Below are 17,754 nucleotides of genomic sequence, written 5' to 3'. Positions count from 1 at the left end.
AAAGGAAGCACTATGCCGAATCATCGGCCGTTCATCGGCCTCGTCGTGGTGTCGACCGTGCTGTTCGCCGCCGGTTGCACCAGTGACAAGCCCACCGCCCAGTCCTCGGCAGGACCGTCCTCAGCTTCCTCGTCCTCGCCCGCCCAGGGCGCGAACACCGGTGAGCAGTCGAAGTTCTTCGTCCAGGCCGACTACGACGCCCAACTCGCCATGCGGACGAAGTCCGCGCAAGGCCCCGCGGACAAGCCCTGGGAGCAGGCGATCGACCCGCAGATGGTGGACACCGCGCGGTACAAGAAGAGCGGCGGCTATCACCTGTGCTTCTCCAACGCCGCAGTGAACAACCCTTGGCGGCAGGTGGGTTGGAAGACCATGCAGGCCGAGGTGGGCCTGCACAAGGAGATCACCAAGTTCACCGCACTGGACGCGGAGGGCAAGGACGACAAACAGATCTCCGATATCGCCGAACTGCAGGGCAAGGACTGCGACGCGCTCATCGTCTCGCCCAACACCACCGCCACCCTGACTCCGGCCGTCGAAGGCGCCTGCGGCAAGTTACCGATCATCATGTTCGACCGCGGCGTCGACACCGACTGCCCGGTGACGTTCATCAACCCCATCGGCGGCTACGCCTTCGGCGCCGACGGCGCCGAATTCCTGGTGGAGAAGGTGCCCACCGGCGGCAAGATCCTCGCGCTGCGCATCAGTCCCGGCGTGGACGTGCTGGAGACCCGCTGGTCGGCGGCGAAGGTCGCCTTCGACAAGAGCCGGCTCAAGGTCGTGGGCGTGGAGTTCACCGACGGTGACGCCGCCAAGACCAAGAGCATCGTCGACGACTACCTCCAGCGCGAAGGCAAGATCGACGGTGTGTGGATGGACGCCGGGGCCACCGCCGTCGCGGCGATTGAGGCCTTCGAGGACGCCGGTCAGCCCGTCCCGGCCTTCGTGGGTGAGGACCAGCAGGATTTCTTGAGCAAGTGGAAGAACGACAACCTCACCGCGATCGCTCCCACCTACCCGACCTATCAGTGGCGTACCCCGATCATCGCTGCCCTGAAGATCCTCAAGGGCGAGGAGGTGCCCAAGCAGTGGAAGCTCCCGCAGCCGAAGATCACCTCAGCGAACCTGGACACCTACCTGCAGCCGAACATGCCGCTCCTGCACTACGCCCTGTGCGGCTGCGAGAACCTGCCCGGCTTCCCTGAGAACTGGGGCGGCAAGAAGGGCTAGCCGCCGACCCGAAGAACCGACCCCCGTCACCCGAGGAGGATCCAGGCATGTGGCCGATCGGCGTCAACACATGGGTGTGGACGTCACCGCTGACAGACAACGAACTCGTACGGCTGGCCCCGCGAATCGCCGGCTGGGGCTTCGACACCGTCGAGCTGCCCATCGAGCGGCTCGGTGACTGGGACCCGCACAAGGCCGCCGCGCTCCTGGCCGAGGTGGGGCTGGGTGCCTCCGTGGCGCTGGTCATGCCGCCGGGCAGGGAACTGGTCGCGGCCTCCGCCCAGACCGTCGCCGACACACAGGACTACCTGCGTGCCTGCGTGGACGCGGCCGCCGTGGTGGGCTCACCGGTCATCGGCGGACCCGCCTATGCCTCCGTCGGCCGCACCTGGCGCATCTCACCGGACGAGCGCCGCGCCCTGTACACCGAGCTGCGCGACAACCTGCGGCCGATCGCGGACTACGCCGCCAGGCGCGGGGTGCGGATCGGCGTCGAACCACTCAACCGCTACGAGACCAGCCTGATCAACACGGTTGAGCAGGCACTGGACGTGCTCGACGGGCTGCCGGACGAGGGCTGCGGCCTGGCCCTGGACAGCTACCACCTCAACATCGAGGAGAAGGATCCGGCGGCGGCCGTACGGGCCGCCGCCGAGCGGATCGCGCACGTGCAGGTGTGCGGCACCGACAGAGGCGCGCCGGGCGCCGACCAGTTCACCTGGCCCGCCTTCGCCGCCGCGCTGCGCGAGGCCCGTTACACGGGACCACTGGTCATCGAGTCGTTCACCGCCGACAACCAAGCCATCGCCACCGCGGCCTCCATCTGGCGGCCGCTCGCCACCAGCCAGGACGCCCTGGCCACCGAAGGGCTCGCCTTCCTGAGAACCCTCTGACTCCCACCGGCCCGCCGGGCTTCTTATCGGGGCGGCCCGGCCTCTTCCGTATGCCTCCTCTCACCCCCCCTCGGAGATCCCATGCGCCGAGTGTTCGCACTCGTCCTCGTCCCCCTCCTGCTGTTATCCGCCGGCCTGAGCCACGCCCAGGCCACCACCAAGGCGGCAGCGGCCGCCTTCCGGGTGCTGCTGTTCACCGAGACCGCCGACTACGTGCACGGCTCGATCCCGTCGGGCATCACGATGGTCCAGCAGCTCGCCGCCGCCAATGACTTTGAGGTCGTCCAGTCCGCCACCTCGACCGCGCTCAACGACGCGAACCTGGCGGGCTTCGACGCGATCATCATGCTGCAGAACTCCGGCATGGTCTGGGACAACGAGGCCCAACGCCAGGCCACCCAGAAATTCGTCAACGACGGCGGCGGCATCGTGGCGATCCATAACACCACTGACATGAACATCGAGGCCCAGTTCCCCTGGTGGGACCAGCTCATCATGGGCGGCGCGCACATGACCGCGCACTCGGCCACCGTGCAGGGCACCGCCAAGGTCATGGACAAGAAACACCCCTCCACCGCGGCCCTGCCCGACCGCTGGACACGCACCGAGGAGTGGTACAACTTCAGCAAGAACATGCGCGGCGACGTGCACGTCCTGGTCACCGCCGACGAGACCACCTATGACGCCGGTGGCAGCAAGATGGGCGCCGACCATCCGATCTCCTGGTGCCGCAACGCCGAGGGCGGGCGCGTGTGGGCGACCGCGATGGGCCACGAGAACGCCTCCTACAGCGAGGCCAACTTCCGCCAGCACGTGCTCGGCGGCGTCAAGTGGGCGGCCGGCAACGCCGCGGGCGACTGCGGCGGCACCGTATGGAACCGGTTCCAGAAGGTGACCCTCGACAGTGCCCCCGACCAGCCGATGGGCCTGGACATCGCCGCCAACGGCGACGTCTACTACATCACCCGCTCCGGCAAGCTCATGCTGATCCGCAAGAGCAACGGCCAGATCGTGACCACCGGCACGCTGAGCGTCTACGTCGGCGGTGAGGACGGCCTGATCGGCCTGGTTCTCGATCCAGGCTTCGCGACCAACCGCTGGGTCTATCTCAACTACTCCCCCACCGGGTCGGCGGCGATCAACCAGGTCTCCCGCTTCACCCTTAACGGCGACACCCTGGATCTGGCCAGCGAGAGGAAACTGCTGGCCATCCCAGCCACCCGGACCGACGAGCCCGGCCACACCGGCGGGCAGCTCGCCTTCGGACCCGGCGGTAACCTCTACATCGGCGTCGGCGACGACACCAACCCCTTCGCCTCCGACGGGTACGCGCCCATCGACGAGCGGGCCGGCCGCGCCAACTACGACGCCCAGAAGACCAGCGCCAACACCAACGACCTGCGCGGCAAGATCCTGCGCATCCACCCCGAGACCAACGGCACCTACACCATTCCCTCGGGCAACATGTTCGCGCCGGGCACCGCGCAGACCCGCCCGGAGATCTACGCGATGGGTTTCCGTAACCCGTTCCGGTTCGCCGTGGACTCCGAGACCGGCTGGATCTCCTCGGCCGACTACGGCCCTGACGCCGGATCGGCCAACGCCAACCGTGGCCCCGAGGGCACCGTGGAGTGGAACCTGATCAAGTCGCCCGGCTTCTACGGCTGGCCGTACTGCGTCGGCAACAACATCCCCTTCAACGACTACGACTTCGCCACCAACACCTCCGGGGCGAAGTTCAACTGCGCGGCGCCGGTGAACAACTCGCCCAACAACACCGGCCTGACGAACCTGCCCGCGATCAAGACGGCCACCGTCTGGTACAACTACCACCTCGTGCCCGAGTGGCCGGAGATGGGCAGCAGCGGCGGCGCGGCCCCGATGGGCGGGCCGTTCTACCACTACGACGCGGCCAACCCCTCGGAGACGAAGTTCCCCTCCTACTTCGACGACACCCCGTTCTTCTTCGAGTGGAGCCGCAACTACCTGATGGAAATGCGGCTGGACGGTAGCGGCAACATCCTGAAGACCAACCGGTTCCTGTCCAACCTCGGGTTCAAGTCGCCGATGCACATGAAGTTCGGCCCGGACGGCTCGATGTACCTGATCGAGTGGGGTTCGGGTTACGGCGGCACCAACCCCGACGACGGCGTCTACCGCATCGACTACATCAACGGCTCGCGTTCCCCGATCGCCAAGGCCGGCGGCACGCCCACCTCCGGCCAGGCACCGTTGACCGTCCAGTTCTCCTCGTCAGGCTCGGCCGACCCCGACGGGGACCCGTTCACCTACGCGTGGGACTTCACCAGCAACGGCTCGACCGACTCCACCGCGGCCAACCCCTCCTTCATCTACACCACCAACGGCACTTTCACCGCCAGGCTCACGATCACCGATTCCTCAGGTAAGAGTGGCTCGGCGACGGTGCCGATCACGGTCGGCAACACCGCACCGGTGGTGCGGTTCGGCTCGCCGCCCGATGGCGGGGTCATCACCTTCGGTGACTCGGTCCCGTACACGGTGGCCGTCACCGATCCTGAAGACGGCACGATCGACTGTTCCAAGGTCACCGTGGTCACGGCCCTCGGCCACGACGCCCACAGCCACGACACCGGCACTTTCACCGGCTGTTCGGGCACCGTCTCGACCACGGCCTCAGGGCACGACGCCGACGCCAACACCTACTACGTCCTCACCGCGACCTATACCGACAAGGGCGGCCTGTCCAACACCGCGAACCTGGTCCTGCAGCCCCGGCAGAAGCAGGGCGAGTACTTCACCGGCTCGTCCGGGATCCGGATCATGGACCAGGCCGGGGCGCAGAACGGCAAGCGCATCGGCGACATCTCCAACAACGACTGGATCTCTTTTGCGCCGATGAGCGTCCAGGGGATCACGTCGGTGTCCTACCGGGTGTCCTCGCCCGTGGGCGGCGGCTCGATCGAACTGCGGGCCGACTCGCCCACCGGGCAGCTGCTGTCCACCACGGCGGTGCAGAACACCGGCGGCTGGGACACCTACCAGCAGACGACCAGCACCCCGGTCGCGGCGCTGTCCGGCAGCCATCCGCTGTTCCTGGTGTTCAAGCACCCGACCGCCAACCAGTTCGACCTCGACTCCCTCAGCCTGAACGGGCCGGGCGTCGGGAACAGCGGCGGAGGCGGCCCCGTGGCCGGCGGCGTCTACACGCTGACCGCCGCGCACAGCTCCAAGGCGGTCGACGTCGAGGGCCAGTCCACCGCCGACGGGGCCAAGGTGATCCAGTGGGCGGCCAACAGCGGCATCAACCAGCAATGGAGGTTCACCGCCGCCGCTGGCGGGGCCTTCACCCTCACCGGAGTCCAGGGCGGCAAGTGCATAGATGTGAACGCCGGCTCCACCGCGCCGGGCGCGCTCATCCTGCAGTGGACCTGCCACAACGCCGCCAACCAGCAGTGGAGGTTCACCGCCGCGGCCAACGGCAACTGGACGATCACCTCGGTCGCCAGCGGTCTGTGCCTTGAGGTGCCCGGCGTCTCGACCGCCGACGGCACCCAGCTCGACCAGTGGACCTGTAACAACGGCACCAACCAGCAGTGGAGGCTCGCGAGGGTCTCATAACCGAACGTGAAACCCGGCCACCACCCGACGACATTCCGGAATCGGGCGGTGGCCGGCCTTCACATGCCCGGACGACCGCGGCCCGGTACCGTGCCCTTCGAAAACGGCGACCCGGGTGACCCGTCCGCCGAAGTCTCCGTCAAGGGTGAAATGCCGCCTTAACCTGGGTTTCGACGGCTTTAATGTCATCTCGCCCTCGGATCGCAGGCCATGGTTCGTCGGACATCCGGATATCACGCTTTAAAAAAAGCACTTGTGACATCGTTGACATACAAAGTGCGTTCGTTGATAGTCCGTGTTGGAACCTGCTCGGTTCGTGCGTCGGCCGACCGAACCGAGGCGGTGACGCCTACGAAACTGTCGCGCTTCGGTTCGAGGGTTTTACCGGAACCTCGGGAGTCGCGCGTGCGCTCCGCACGTCGCGGACGATCCCACGATCCCGTACCGGTCACCACGGTCGCCCTCACCGTCGAGGCGGCGTACGTGGCCGGCACGCCGCTGCGGATCCGAACCCGCGACGGTGTCACCGACCAGCAAGAATCGCGCGACCAGCTCCACCCGACACCCCCCAAACAAAGGACAGCCAGATGAGAAAGGTCGTCTCGGGCATTGCCGCCGCAATCGCGTTCCTCCTACTGATCGCGGGAGCACCTGCCGCCCAGGCCGCTCCCACCCCCGCCTCCTCCAGTATCGCCGTGCTGATGCAGTCCTATGACGCCGGCTCCGGACGCATCGGCGGTGGCTGGTGGACCGGCGCCGTCGCGCTGAGCACGGTGATGACCTACCGACAGGCGACCGGCGACGCCCAGTACGACTACGCCATCTCCGAGGCGTTCGCCAAGAACAGGGACTTCACGAACGAGTACATCGACGACACCGGCTGGTGGGCGCTGGCCTGGATCCAGGCCTACGACATCACCGGCCACAAGGCCTACCTCGACATGGCGGAGACCACGACCCGGTACATGCACGACTACTGGGACTCCCAGTGCGGCGGCGGGGTCTACTGGAGCACCGAGAAGAAGTACAAGGCCTCCATCGCCAACGAGCTCTTTCTCGCCGCGACGGCCGGGCTGCACAACCGGATCCCCGGCGACACCACCTACCTCGGCTGGGCCAACGCCACGTGGAACTGGTTCAAGGGCACGGTCCTGATCAGTGGCAACCTCGTGAGGGACGGGCTGAACGTCGGCGGCTGCGGCCTCAGCAGCGCGACCTACACCTACAACCAGGGTGTGATCCTGCGGGGGCTGGTCGAGCTGTCGAAGGCGACCGGCGACACCTCCCTGCTGAACACCGCCAAGTCCATCGCTACCGCGGCGACCCAGAAGTTCTCCAGGAACGGCGTGCTGTACGAGGGATGCGAACCGAACTGCACCGGCGACGGCCAGTCGTTCAAGGGCATCTTCATCCGCTACCTGCGTGAACTGGCCACAGCGACCAATACCACCGAGTACGACGGTTTCATCACGACCACGGCGAACTCGATCCTGACCAACAACACCAACAGCGCCGGGCAGCAGGGCAACTCGTTCGTCGGCCCGTTCGCCCTGTGGACGTACAACACCCAGGCGAGCGCGGCGGCGGCCCTGGTCGCCGCCCTCGGCAGCACCACCCCACCGCAGCAGGGCGGCGTCCTGCGCGGCCAGGAGTCGGGACGGTGCGTCGACCTGCCCGGGTTCGGCCAGACCAACGGCACGCGGGTGGCATTGTGGGACTGCAACGGCGGCGCGAACCAGACCTGGACGTTGAACTCCTCCCGGCAACTGGTCGGGTTCGGCGGCAAGTGCCTGGAGGCCAACGGCTTCAGCTCGGCCGACGGGACCACGGTGCAGATCTGGGACTGCAACGGCGGCACCAACCAGCAGTGGACCCTCAACACCAACGGCACGCTGGTCAACGCGAACTCCGGCAAGTGCCTGGACGCCACCGCGCACGGCACCGCCAACAGCACGCCGCTGCAGCTCTGGACCTGCACCGGCGGCGCCAACCAGAAATGGGTGCGCGCCTGACGCCACGCGGACGAACGCCGCACCCGCGTTCGCCCTGACGACCGGAGGCGGCCTGCGGCACCGGCGAAGGCCGTGGGGTGGTCACACCGGCCGCCCCACGGCCCCGTACCAGGTGAGGCCTCGTCCCCTCTCGGATCGCGGCACGCCGACGACGAACCGGTCGCGGTGGCCCCGCCCCGCACGCGGCGGAGATCTTCCCGTTCAACCCGCTATGACAACGTGGTCATAAATCACCCGGCAGGAGTTTTAGGCGCGATGTTCTCCCCACCCCCCACCAAACCGGCATGCTTTCCGTCCGGGAGTCCCGCATGAGACTGAAAAAATGGTGTATCGGCCTCGTCTCCGGTATCACCCTTCTCGGATCGACGGTCATCCCCACCGGCCAGGCCGCCGCCGCGGCCGCCCCGGTGAGCGATCCGGCGGCGCTGGTCAACCCCCTGCTCGGCACCTCGAACGCGGGGAACACCTTCCCCGGGGCCGTGACACCGTTCGGCATGGTGCAGTGGAGCCCCGACACCCCTTCCCGGCCGGAAGGCGGCAACTACGCCTACCGGGACAACACGATCACCGGGTTCAGCCTCAACCACATCTCCGGCCCCGGATGCAACGCGACCGCCGACGTGCCAATCATGCCGACCGTCGGAGCGGTCAACGGGACCGCGACGTCCACGTTCTCCCACGCCAACGAGACGGCCGGCGCCGGCTCGTACGCGGTGAACCTGGACAACGGCGTGCGGACCGAGATCACCACGACCACCCGCTCCGGCATGGCGCGATTCACCTTCCCCGCCACCGGCCAGGCCAACCTGCTGTTCAAGCTCGGCTCCCCGGCGACCCGCACGGACGCCATGAGCTTCACGAGGGTCAGTGACACCGAGATTCGCGGATGGGTCACCTCGGGATACTTCTGCGCCGACCGCCCCACCTACACACTGCACTTCAACATGGTCTTCGACCGGCCGATGAGTTCGAACGGCTCCTTCAGCGGCGGCAACTCGGTGACGTTCAACACGAGCAGCAACCGCGTGGTGCACGCCAAGGTGGGCGTGTCCTACGTCTCGGAGGCCAACGCCGCCGCCAACCGCGCCGCCGAGAACCCCGGCTGGGACTTCAACGCCACCCGCCAGGCGGCCCACAACGCCTGGAACGACATGCTCGGGAAGATCCAGATCTCCGGCGGGACCTCGGACCAGCAGAAGGTGTTCTACACCGCGCTGTACCACTCGCTGCTGCACCCCAACGTCTACAGCGACGTCAACGGGCAGTACACCGGCTTCGACCGCAGGGTGCACGCGGTGAGCGGCAACCAGCGAGCCCAGTACGCGACCTTCTCCGGCTGGGACATCTACCGCTCCCAATCGCAGCTGCACGCGCTGGTCGCGCCACAGCAGGCGAGCGACAGCGCCCAGTCGCTGGTCAACGACCACGCGCAGAGCGGATACCTGCCCAAGTGGTCGCTGAACCACGCCGACACCGACGTGATGAACGGTGACCCCTCCCCCATCATCATCTCCAACTACCACGCGTTCGGCGCTCGCAACTTCGACACCGCGGCGGCGAAGAACGCGATGGTGAGTCAGGCCGGCAGCACCAACTTCATCCGCAAGGGGCAGCACTACGTCGACGAGCTCGGCTACCTGCCCTCCGACGGCACCTACGAGAGAGGCTTCTACGGTTCGGTCGCCACCACCCTGGAGTACGCCACCTCCGATTTCGCCATCGGGGCGTTCGCCGGCCGGCTGGGCGACACCGCGACGCAGAACCGGTTCGTCAACCGTGCCCAGACCTGGCGCAACGTGTTCAACCCCGCGAGCGGCTTCATGCAGCCCAAGCAGATCAACGGGCAGTGGAGGCCGAACTTCAACCCGGCCAGCAGCCAGGACATGGTCGAGGGAACGTCGTGGCAGTACACCGGCATGGTGCCGTTCAACCTCCGCGGCCTGGCCGACGCCAAGGGCGGCAACGCCGCCATGGCCGGCTATCTGGACAGCGTGCTGTCCAGGCTGAACGGCTCCAGCAACAACTCCCAGTACGCCGACATGGGCAACGAACCGTCCATGGCGCTGCCCTGGGCGTTCAACTACGTCGGGCAGCCGTGGAAGACACAGCAGAAGGTCCGGCAGGTCCAGAACGAGCTGTGGACGAACTCGCCGACCGACTGGAGGGTCGGCAACGACGACCTCGGCACGATGAGCGCCTGGTACGTGTGGTCGGCGATGGGGATGTACCCCAACACCCCCGGCACGGCCGACATGGCATTGGGCAGCCCGCTGTTCACCGAAGTCAAGGTGTCGCTGGGAGGCGGCGGCACGATCACCGTCACCGCGCCGCAGGCCGCCACCAACGCCCCCTACGTGCAGAGCGCCACGCTCAACGGGGCCACCTGGAACAACGCCTACCTGCCGGCGTCGTTCATGACCGGCGGCGGCACGCTCGCCTTCACACTGGGCACCACCGCGAACACCTCCTGGGCGACGAGCGCCTCCTCGGCACCTCCCTCCTACCCGGGAACCGGCGGCAACGGCTCCGTCACCGGCCCCCTCAGGGGTCAGGAGTCCGGGCGATGCGCCGACGTGACCGGCTTCAGCCAGGCCAACGGAACCCGGATCGCCCTGTGGGACTGCAACGGCGGCACCAACCAGAGCTGGACGGCGACCACCGGCAAGCAGCTGATGGTGTACGGCAACAAATGCCTCGACGTCAACGCCCACGGCACCGGCGACGGCGCCGTGGTCCAGATCTGGGACTGCACCGGCGGCACCAACCAGCAGTGGAACGTCAACTCCGACGGCACGGTCGTCGGCATCGAATCCGGCAAGTGCCTCGACGCGGTCGGCCGCGGCACCGCCAACGGCACACTGCTCCAGCTGTGGACGTGCAACGGCGGCGCCAACCAGAGATGGGCACGGAGCTGACCGGGAGCGACGGCGCCGGACCCGCGTCCGGGCAGGCGACCGTGTAGCGTCGCCCCGCCTCGTGGTCCGCGAGGTCCCCGGTGGACGCTCTCAGGCGCACCGGGCCGGAGACCTCGCGGACACTCGGCCCCGGTCACACCGCTCGGCGGGCGGTCCTGGTCGATTCCTCGACCAGGACCGCCCGTCGAGGGACGACCTGCTCGGCTGATCGGAGCTGGCCGGACCGTGTCGGGCCACCGGGAAACGTGACCTGGCGCAACAACGGCGGCATATCACGACCATTGACGCCATCTATGACATCTGGCTAACTTCATAACCAACTCCTTGTTAGGCCCGCTTGCTTTCGAAGACACCCCCCACTTGTGACATCGTTGTCAGATTTTCTGTCTGACAACGATGTCAGTCCCTCGAAAGGTATCCATGCGCCTGCATCGCCGACTTTCCGCGTCGGGAGGCTCCCCGCTCCCACTCCCCCGCTCTCATCGCGGCGGCCTCCTCTCCTCCGCACCGGTCCGGGCCGCCACCAGCGGCCGCGTCGGCTCTCGATCCGCGGGCGCCGGGCACGGAAGCGCCGGCACGGCGGGGGGCGGCGCCCGTCCGGCCGTCCGGCCGCGTCGTTCCAGGATCCGTCACGGCCTCGGCGTCCTCCTCCTTGCCGCCGCGACCGTGTGCGGCGTCGGGCAGGCCCCCACCCAGGCGGCAGCCCAGGCGGCTCCGAGCCGCCCGACGTTGACCTTCTCCGACGCGGGCGCGCAGTCGACGCTGGGCGCGGCGTACACGAAGGCGCTCACCAACCTGCTCGACGTCAACACCGTCCGCTACGACCCGGCGGTGTACAACCAGACCGGTCTGATGACCGCCGATCCCGGGACGTTCATCCGCGCCGGCGCCGAGTACGCCCAGCCGTGGACCAGGGACACGGCCGTCAACGTGTGGAACGCCGCGAGCCTCCTGCAGCCCGACGTGGCCAGGAACACCCTGTGGTCGGTGGTCCGCCGGCAGTCCAACGGCCAGCTCATCGTCGAGCAGGACAACCAGTGGTGGGACCAGGTGATCTGGCTGACGGGCGCGTGGAACCACTACCTGGTCACCGGGGACCAGGGCTTCCTCACCAACGCCTACCAGGCGGCCGTCAACACCCTGAACACGCGAAGGAGCGCCAACTACAACAGCGCGTACGGCCTGTTCCAGGGGCCGTCCTTCTTCAACGACGGCATCGCCGGCTACCCGGCTCCCCCGGCCGACAGCACCGAGAGCAGGGGCGGGTTCGTCGGGAGCTACCCGACCGACACGATCATGACGTTGAGCACGAACACGCTCTACTACTCCGCCTACCGCAGTGCGGCGCTGATGGCCTCGGCCCTCGGCAAGCCTTCCGGCGAGGTCGCCGCGCTGAACTCCTCGGCGGACACCCTGAAGACGAAGATCAACCAGCACTTCTGGATCCCGGCCAAGGGCACGTACGGTTACCTTATCCACAACGGCGGCAGCCTGTCCGGCACCCTCGACCAGTCGGAGGAGGGCTCCGGGCTCTCGTTCGCCGTCATGTTCGGCATAGCCGACGCCGCCCAGGCACGGTCGGTCATGCAGAACACCAACGTCCAGCCGTACGGCATCGCGGACGTCTATCCGCACTTCCCCCGGTACAACGACGCCAAGCCCGGCCGCCACAACGTGTCCGTGTGGCCGATGGTGCAGGGGTACTGGGCCGACGCCGCCGCACGCGCCGGCGAGCCGGCGCGTTTCGCCTCCGAGGCCGTCACCCTGGCCGGGCTCGCCAACTCGAGCGGCGGATTCTACGAGGTCTACAACGCCAAGACGGGCGCGGTGGACGGCGGGTGGCAGACCAACCATCACTGGGGCGGGCTGCGCGACCAGACCTGGTCCGCGACGGCGTACCTGCGCATGATCTACAACAACGTGTTCGGGATGGGGCCCACGGTCGGCGGCCTCTCCTTCCAGCCCACCCTGCCCTGGGGATGGGGGGACGTGACGCTGTCCGGGCTGCGGTACCGGTCGGCGACGCTCAACGTCACCCTGCGCGGCGCCGGGAACGTCGTCGGCTCCTTCAAGATCGACGGCGTGTCCACGTCCGCGCGTTCTGTGCCCACGTCGCTGAGTGGGACGCACTCGGTTGAGATCACGCTGACCGGCGGTACACCGGGTTCGGTCAGGGGCCACGGAGGGCTGTGCCTGGACAACCGCCAGGCGAGCACTGCGAACGGCAATGCCGTCCAGGTCTGGTCCTGCAACGGCAGCGAGGCCCAGCGGTGGACCGTCGTGGGGGCCGGCAACACCGTGCGCGTGCAGGGTAGGTGCCTGGACGTCAACGGAGGCGCGACCGCGAACGGCGCGCCGGTGAGTCTCTACGACTGCAACGGCACCGGCGCGCAGGTCTGGATTCCGCAGGCGAACGGCGCGCTGCGCAACCCCCAGTCCGGCAAGTGCCTCGACCTCCCCGGCTGGTCCACCGCGTGGGGGACTCAGGTGGCGATCTGGGACTGCAACGGAGGTGGCAACCAGCGGTGGTTCCTGCCCGCCTAGTACCGCGGCACCTGTGTGGTCACCTCGGTTCGTGGCCACACAGGTCTCGTGACAACTGCAGATCTTGAGCGGCGGCCGTTGCGGACCGCGAGCTGGGACGCCGACGCGGTCCGCGATGACCTGTGTGATCGTGTGGTGGACCATGCCGGGGACCGCGGCGGCCTCCTGCTCGTTGACGACACCCGACTCCCGAGGAAGGACCCGCACTTGGTGGGGTACGGCGACGGTACTCCGGCACGGCCGGCCGGACCGGGAAGCGTCGGATCCTCTGCGAACGGTACGCACGGCCCAATATGTGAGAAACCCGCGGCCCACTCCGGCAGCGACAAGAAGGGAGACCCGACCTGGCACGATCCTGCTGAGGCCGGTCGGGAGTCAATCCAAACGGTGTTTTCCGGTAAGCGCCGACCTGTGTCGACCCGACTGCCCTGCCCGGCCATTCGCATCTCCACCGCTGAGCTCGCCCACCTTCAGGGCGTTCCCCACGGCGCTGAGACAGCCGACACCACCGACACGAGGGAGAGCGCCGCATGAACGCGCCAGACGACATCGAACACCTCCTGCGGGACCTGGAGCGCGAAGGCCTCATCCTCCACCTCGGCATCGGTGACGCCACCGTGTGGTTCGCCACCGAGTTCCGTGAGCAGGTGATCGCCGACCGGCTGGCGATGCTGCCCGACAAGCCCCTGGTGAGCGTCGCCACGGCCGCCGCGGTGCTCAACGCCCCGCACTCCCACGTCATCGCCGAAGTCCGCGCCGCCACGTTGACCGGCCATGACAGCGGTCATCGGATCTGGGTGCGCCGTGAGGCCCTGGTGCGACGCCTGACGGCCCTGGGCTCACCCCGCTCAGCACCACCCCGCCCGGCCCGCCCGAACTCCCTCGACGGCTCCACGCACGGCCACGCGCGTCCATAGGCGAGCGCTCGCGGGACGCCTTCCACGCCGGCACGCCGCCGTTCGCCGAGGTCGAGAGCGAGAGCGAGGTCGAACCCACCGTCTTGGCCGCCGGGCCGGACGGGAGGAGCCCGGTGAGGAGGGACCCGCGCGATTCCGAGAGCCGGAGCGCGGTGACGCGCTCCGGCTACCCGGCGGGAACCGGGTCGTGATGGTGCGACATGCCGTCGCTCAGCCGCGCCGCCACTTCTGGTTGGCGCCGCCCGTGCACTCCCACAGGTTCAGGGGAGCGCCGTCGTTGCCGTTCCAGCCCTTGATGTCGACGCACTTGCCGGCCTGAGGATTGACGAGATCGCCGGCTCCGTTCAACACGAACTGCTGCGCCGGATTACCGCTGCAGGTCGCGATCTGTATCACCGCGCCGTTGTCCCGCGACCCCCAGGCCACGTCCATGCACTTGTTGTTCTGCGTGCGCAACGTGCCACCGATGAAGGTCCACCTCTGGTTGGCGCCGCCGTTGCACCCGTAGGCCACCAGTTGCACGCCGTCGCTGAAATTGCCGCCCGGCACGTCGACGCACTTGTTGTTCCAGTTGCTCACCAGCGCGCTCGTGTCACCGCCGGGGTCCGAGGGACCGCCGGCCCCGAAGGGGCTCAGGACGATGGCGGCCGAGCGCGGGTTGCCGTCGTGCACCAGCGATTCGAAGTTGCCGACATCGTCGAAGGGGAATCCGTACGCCTTGCCGTCCACCATGTTGGCGTGGATGATCCGCGAGTAGTGGTTGGTCAGCGAACCCCGGTAGAAGTCGGCGGCGTTGTAGCTCGGCTGGGTGTCGACGGTGCCGAGGGTGGAGCGTTGCAGCGCCGCGCAGATCGTCCGGGCGATCGGGCCTTGAACCTGGTCGTTCGGCGCGTTGAGGGCTCCGCTGCACCCCCACACGTCCGCGCTGCTGGGCTTGTTGATGGAATACACCTGCCGTCCGGAGGCGTCGGTGAAGTTCATCACGTTGCCGGACGTACGGCCGAAGTACCTGGTGTTGGGCTGGGCCTGGAACGGCACGACGGTCAGTGTCTTGCCGGTGTAGGCGTTCCAGGCGCTGGTGATGTACGGGTCGAGGTAATTCCTGTCGAACAGCCCGGCGTCGGCGGCCTTGCCGGGCGCCAGCACCCGCAGCACCGTGCCGTCGGAGCGGGTGCGGACGGTGTTCGCCCAGCCGGGCTGCGCCCTGACGGCGTTGATGATGTTCTGGCGGCCGTTACCGACCACGTCGCCGGTTCGCTTGGTCACTCCGTCGCCGCCGGTCACGCTGACGGCGTGCGGGATGGCGAACTGGTCGACCTGGGAGCTGTTGAGCCACAGGCCCGCGTCGTTGTAGGTGAACTCGCTCCAGTCCAGCAGGATGTCGTGGTTGGGGTCGCCGGAGGCCCAGGGCGCCGGCTGCACCAGGCCGTCCGGGGTGAGGAAGAACTTGAGCCTCTCGCCGATGGCGAAGTACACCCGGGCCGACAGGAAGCGCGGGAAGTGGATGGTCGTGCTCCCGCCGTTGCCGGGGCCCGGGATCGACGCGTCGGGTGCCGGGGACGGGGGCAGCGAGCCGGCCGGCCACGGGGAGAACGCGCCGCCCTGGTTCACGTAGCCCAGCCGACCACCGGGCCGGATGTCCTGACCGATGACATACAGGTAGACCGGTTCGTTGCGTCCGGTGTTGTTGGTCACAATGACCGGCAGCAGATCCGGTCCGGCCGCGTGCGCCGGGGCCGTCGCCGTGACGGCGGCCATCGGCAGGGCGAGCGCGACGGCGGCCAGCCAGGTGAGCAGTTTTCTTCTGATGGACTTTTGTTTTGCGTACATGGTCAGCTCCTGGACAGGGGGCGACTCATGGACCGACTCACCGTCGAATCCGATGAAGGCGAGTGGACGGGCCGCCCTCCAAACGGTGGGCCCCGCGTTTACGAAACCCGAATAGGGTGAGAGCGCTCTCTGTACATTTTGATGGCAAAGGGATGATTGTCAACAGAGTCCTGCGCGACTTAACGCCCTGATGGGCGGTACGAACCGGCCGCATCGCCACGACGATGTCTTCGCTTCAAGCGAAGACGTCATCCCAGAACCCGACGGCCGGAATCCGAGTCCGGCGGACAGGAGCCGTACCGCCACAGGGGGTTGGCGGCACGAGACGAGACGAAGTCCAGGCGATGGGCGTGGGAGCGCTCTCTCACAGGAGTCCGCATAAAGTGGTTCAATGCGATTTTTTAGATCTTGACAGACGTCTCGCATTATATTAGCTCTCTCTCCCGAGAGTGCTCTCGCGCTTTTTGTACTAACTATTCCCCGAGCACAGTGATTTGACCTTCCGCGTCGTTGGCGGCATTACGGAAAAGCCTTCTGGGCCGGGACCCGCAGGGGCGGGCGGCCCCACGGCGTCACCTGGAACTGAAGATCAGGCGGCGACCGGGCACCCATTCCCGGCGCGACGCGAACGCCCCTCCTCCACCGAAAGGACGCGAATCGGAGATACGCGGCAAACAACCGCCGACGGATTTCGAGGACGATGTCATAATCCGTCGTATGACAGCCGACGCACCGCTCAAGCAGCCCGGCCGCCCGAGCCTGATACAGGTGGCCGCGCTGTCGGGGGTGTCGGCGAAAACGGCGTCGAGGGCACTGAGCGGCGAGGGATACGTGGCGGCCAAGACTCGTCAGCGGGTGTACGAGGCCGCCGACCAGCTCGGCTACCGGCCCAACGGAGTCGCTCGCGATCTGCGTCGCGGCGCCAAGGCCTCCACGCTCGTCGGCCTGATCAGTGGCGACCTGGCCAACCCGTTCTACTCGCGGCTGGCCAGCGGGCTGGAGCGGGAGCTGCGGATGAACGGCCTGCAGCTCATCACCGCCAGCACCGAGGAGAACCCCGAATGGGAACGCCAGCTCACCGACACGCTGCTGGAGCGTCGCGTCCGGGCCCTGGTGATCGCCTCGACCATGGACAGACACGACCACCTCGCCCGTGAGCGAATACACGGCATCCCGTTCGTCTTCGTCGACCGCCCGCCGGTCGGGCTTTCCGCCGACGCGGTACTACTGGACAACCGCGCCGGTGCCCGGCAGGCGGCGAGACATCTGGTCGAGGCCGGGCACCGGCGCATCGGCGTGATCGGCGACCTGTCGCGGTTGTCCACCCACCGGGATCGGATCTGCGGGTTCGCCGAGGTGATGAAGGCGGCCGGGATCACCGACTGGGCCGACTACCTGCTGGAGGACGCGCACGACGTGGCCGCCGCCGAACGGGCGGTGCGGGAACTGCTGGACCGCACCCCCGCGCCGACCGCGCTGTTCACCACGAACAACCGGATCACCACCGGTGCCGTACGGGCACTGGGGGGACACCCGTCGCCGCCGGCGTTGATCGGCTTCGACGAGCTGGACCTGGGCGACTTCCTCGGGATCAGCGTGATCACGCACGACCCCGAGGAGATGGGACGCTGGGCCGCGCAGCTGCTGCTCGACCAGCTCTTCGGCGACGCCGACGAGTCGGCCCGGCACGTGGTGCTGACGACCCGCCTCCTCATCCGTGACTCCAGCGAACGTCCGCCACGCGACCTCCGCGGCTGAGCGCCCGCGGCGCTCACCTCCGCGGGCGGTCGTCAGGGGGCGGCGTCGAGCCCGG

At 67.8% G+C, this 17,754-nt stretch carries 10 protein-coding genes; 9 read left to right on the top strand and 1 reads right to left on the bottom strand.

What is annotated here, in order from left to right; all coding sequences use genetic code 11:
* Positions 1–12 precede the first annotated feature (12 nt).
* The 8 genes from OHA77_RS39110 to OHA77_RS39075 all read left to right on the top strand — a co-directional run bounded on the left by OHA77_RS39110 (position 13) and on the right by OHA77_RS39075 (position 14,111).
* On the top strand, positions 13–1,230 hold the full coding sequence (locus OHA77_RS39110) for a substrate-binding domain-containing protein (RefSeq protein WP_406314328.1): 1,218 nt from the start codon (positions 13–15) through the stop codon (positions 1,228–1,230).
* Between the two features lie 47 nt (positions 1,231–1,277).
* Positions 1,278–2,123, top strand: coding sequence for a sugar phosphate isomerase/epimerase family protein (locus OHA77_RS39105; protein WP_406314326.1), 846 nt, complete (start codon positions 1,278–1,280; stop codon positions 2,121–2,123).
* 81 nt (positions 2,124–2,204) lie between these two features.
* A complete protein-coding gene (locus OHA77_RS39100; RefSeq protein WP_406314324.1) occupies positions 2,205–5,723 on the top strand; it encodes a ThuA domain-containing protein in 3,519 nt (1,172 codons plus the stop codon).
* A gap of 405 nt (positions 5,724–6,128) precedes the next feature.
* Positions 6,129–6,314 carry a hypothetical protein gene (locus OHA77_RS39095; RefSeq protein WP_406314323.1) on the top strand — a complete coding sequence of 62 codons (186 nt, stop codon included), beginning with the start codon at positions 6,129–6,131 and terminating at the stop codon, positions 6,312–6,314.
* Positions 6,311–7,735: a glycoside hydrolase family 76 protein gene (locus tag OHA77_RS39090; protein ID WP_406314321.1), complete on the top strand. Its 1,425-nt coding sequence runs from the start codon at positions 6,311–6,313 to the stop codon at positions 7,733–7,735. Before OHA77_RS39095 ends, OHA77_RS39090 begins: the two co-directional genes overlap by 4 nt.
* 308 nt (positions 7,736–8,043) lie before the next feature.
* Positions 8,044–10,650, top strand: a complete 2,607-nt coding sequence (locus tag OHA77_RS39085) for a lectin (RefSeq protein WP_406314319.1) — start codon at positions 8,044–8,046, stop codon at positions 10,648–10,650.
* Positions 10,651–11,070: 420 nt separating this feature from the next.
* Positions 11,071–13,194, top strand: coding sequence for a ricin-type beta-trefoil lectin domain protein (locus tag OHA77_RS39080; protein ID WP_406314317.1), 2,124 nt, complete (start codon positions 11,071–11,073; stop codon positions 13,192–13,194).
* A gap of 530 nt (positions 13,195–13,724) precedes the next feature.
* Positions 13,725–14,111: a hypothetical protein gene (locus tag OHA77_RS39075; protein ID WP_406314315.1), complete on the top strand. Its 387-nt coding sequence runs from the start codon at positions 13,725–13,727 to the stop codon at positions 14,109–14,111.
* Between the two features lie 210 nt (positions 14,112–14,321).
* Here the strand turns inward: OHA77_RS39075 and OHA77_RS39070 are convergent, their stop codons facing one another.
* Complete coding sequence (locus OHA77_RS39070; protein WP_406314313.1) at positions 14,322–15,941, bottom strand: beta-1,3-glucanase family protein; 1,620 nt, start codon at positions 15,939–15,941, stop codon at positions 14,322–14,324.
* 717 nt (positions 15,942–16,658) lie between these two features.
* Here OHA77_RS39070 and OHA77_RS39065 point away from each other — a divergent pair.
* Positions 16,659–17,699, top strand: a complete 1,041-nt coding sequence (locus tag OHA77_RS39065) for a LacI family DNA-binding transcriptional regulator (protein ID WP_406314311.1) — start codon at positions 16,659–16,661, stop codon at positions 17,697–17,699.
* The last annotated feature ends 55 nt before the right edge of the window (positions 17,700–17,754 follow it).

The organism is Streptosporangium sp. NBC_01639 (genome assembly GCF_045209755.1).
Taxonomy (GTDB): Bacteria; Actinomycetota; Actinomycetes; order Streptosporangiales; family Streptosporangiaceae; genus Streptosporangium.
The sequence above is the reverse complement of the archived record's forward strand: the minus strand, read 5'-3'. Positions and strand labels throughout refer to the sequence as shown.

What these genes read in the sequence shown, in the direction of transcription:
- OHA77_RS39065 (WP_406314311.1), top strand. Translation starts at nt 16,659, where the DNA reads ATGACAGCCGACGCACCGCTCAAGCAGCCCGGCCGCCCGAGCCTGATA.
- OHA77_RS39075 (WP_406314315.1), top strand. Translation starts at nt 13,725, where the DNA reads ATGAACGCGCCAGACGACATCGAACACCTCCTGCGGGACCTGGAGCGC.
- OHA77_RS39100 (WP_406314324.1), top strand. Translation starts at nt 2,205, where the DNA reads ATGCGCCGAGTGTTCGCACTCGTCCTCGTCCCCCTCCTGCTGTTATCC.
- OHA77_RS39070 (WP_406314313.1), bottom strand. Translation starts at nt 15,941, where the DNA reads ATGTACGCAAAACAAAAGTCCATCAGAAGAAAACTGCTCACCTGGCTG.
- OHA77_RS39080 (WP_406314317.1), top strand. Translation starts at nt 11,071, where the DNA reads ATGCGCCTGCATCGCCGACTTTCCGCGTCGGGAGGCTCCCCGCTCCCA.
- OHA77_RS39105 (WP_406314326.1), top strand. Translation starts at nt 1,278, where the DNA reads ATGTGGCCGATCGGCGTCAACACATGGGTGTGGACGTCACCGCTGACA.
- OHA77_RS39085 (WP_406314319.1), top strand. Translation starts at nt 8,044, where the DNA reads ATGAGACTGAAAAAATGGTGTATCGGCCTCGTCTCCGGTATCACCCTT.
- OHA77_RS39110 (WP_406314328.1), top strand. Translation starts at nt 13, where the DNA reads ATGCCGAATCATCGGCCGTTCATCGGCCTCGTCGTGGTGTCGACCGTG.
- OHA77_RS39090 (WP_406314321.1), top strand. Translation starts at nt 6,311, where the DNA reads ATGAGAAAGGTCGTCTCGGGCATTGCCGCCGCAATCGCGTTCCTCCTA.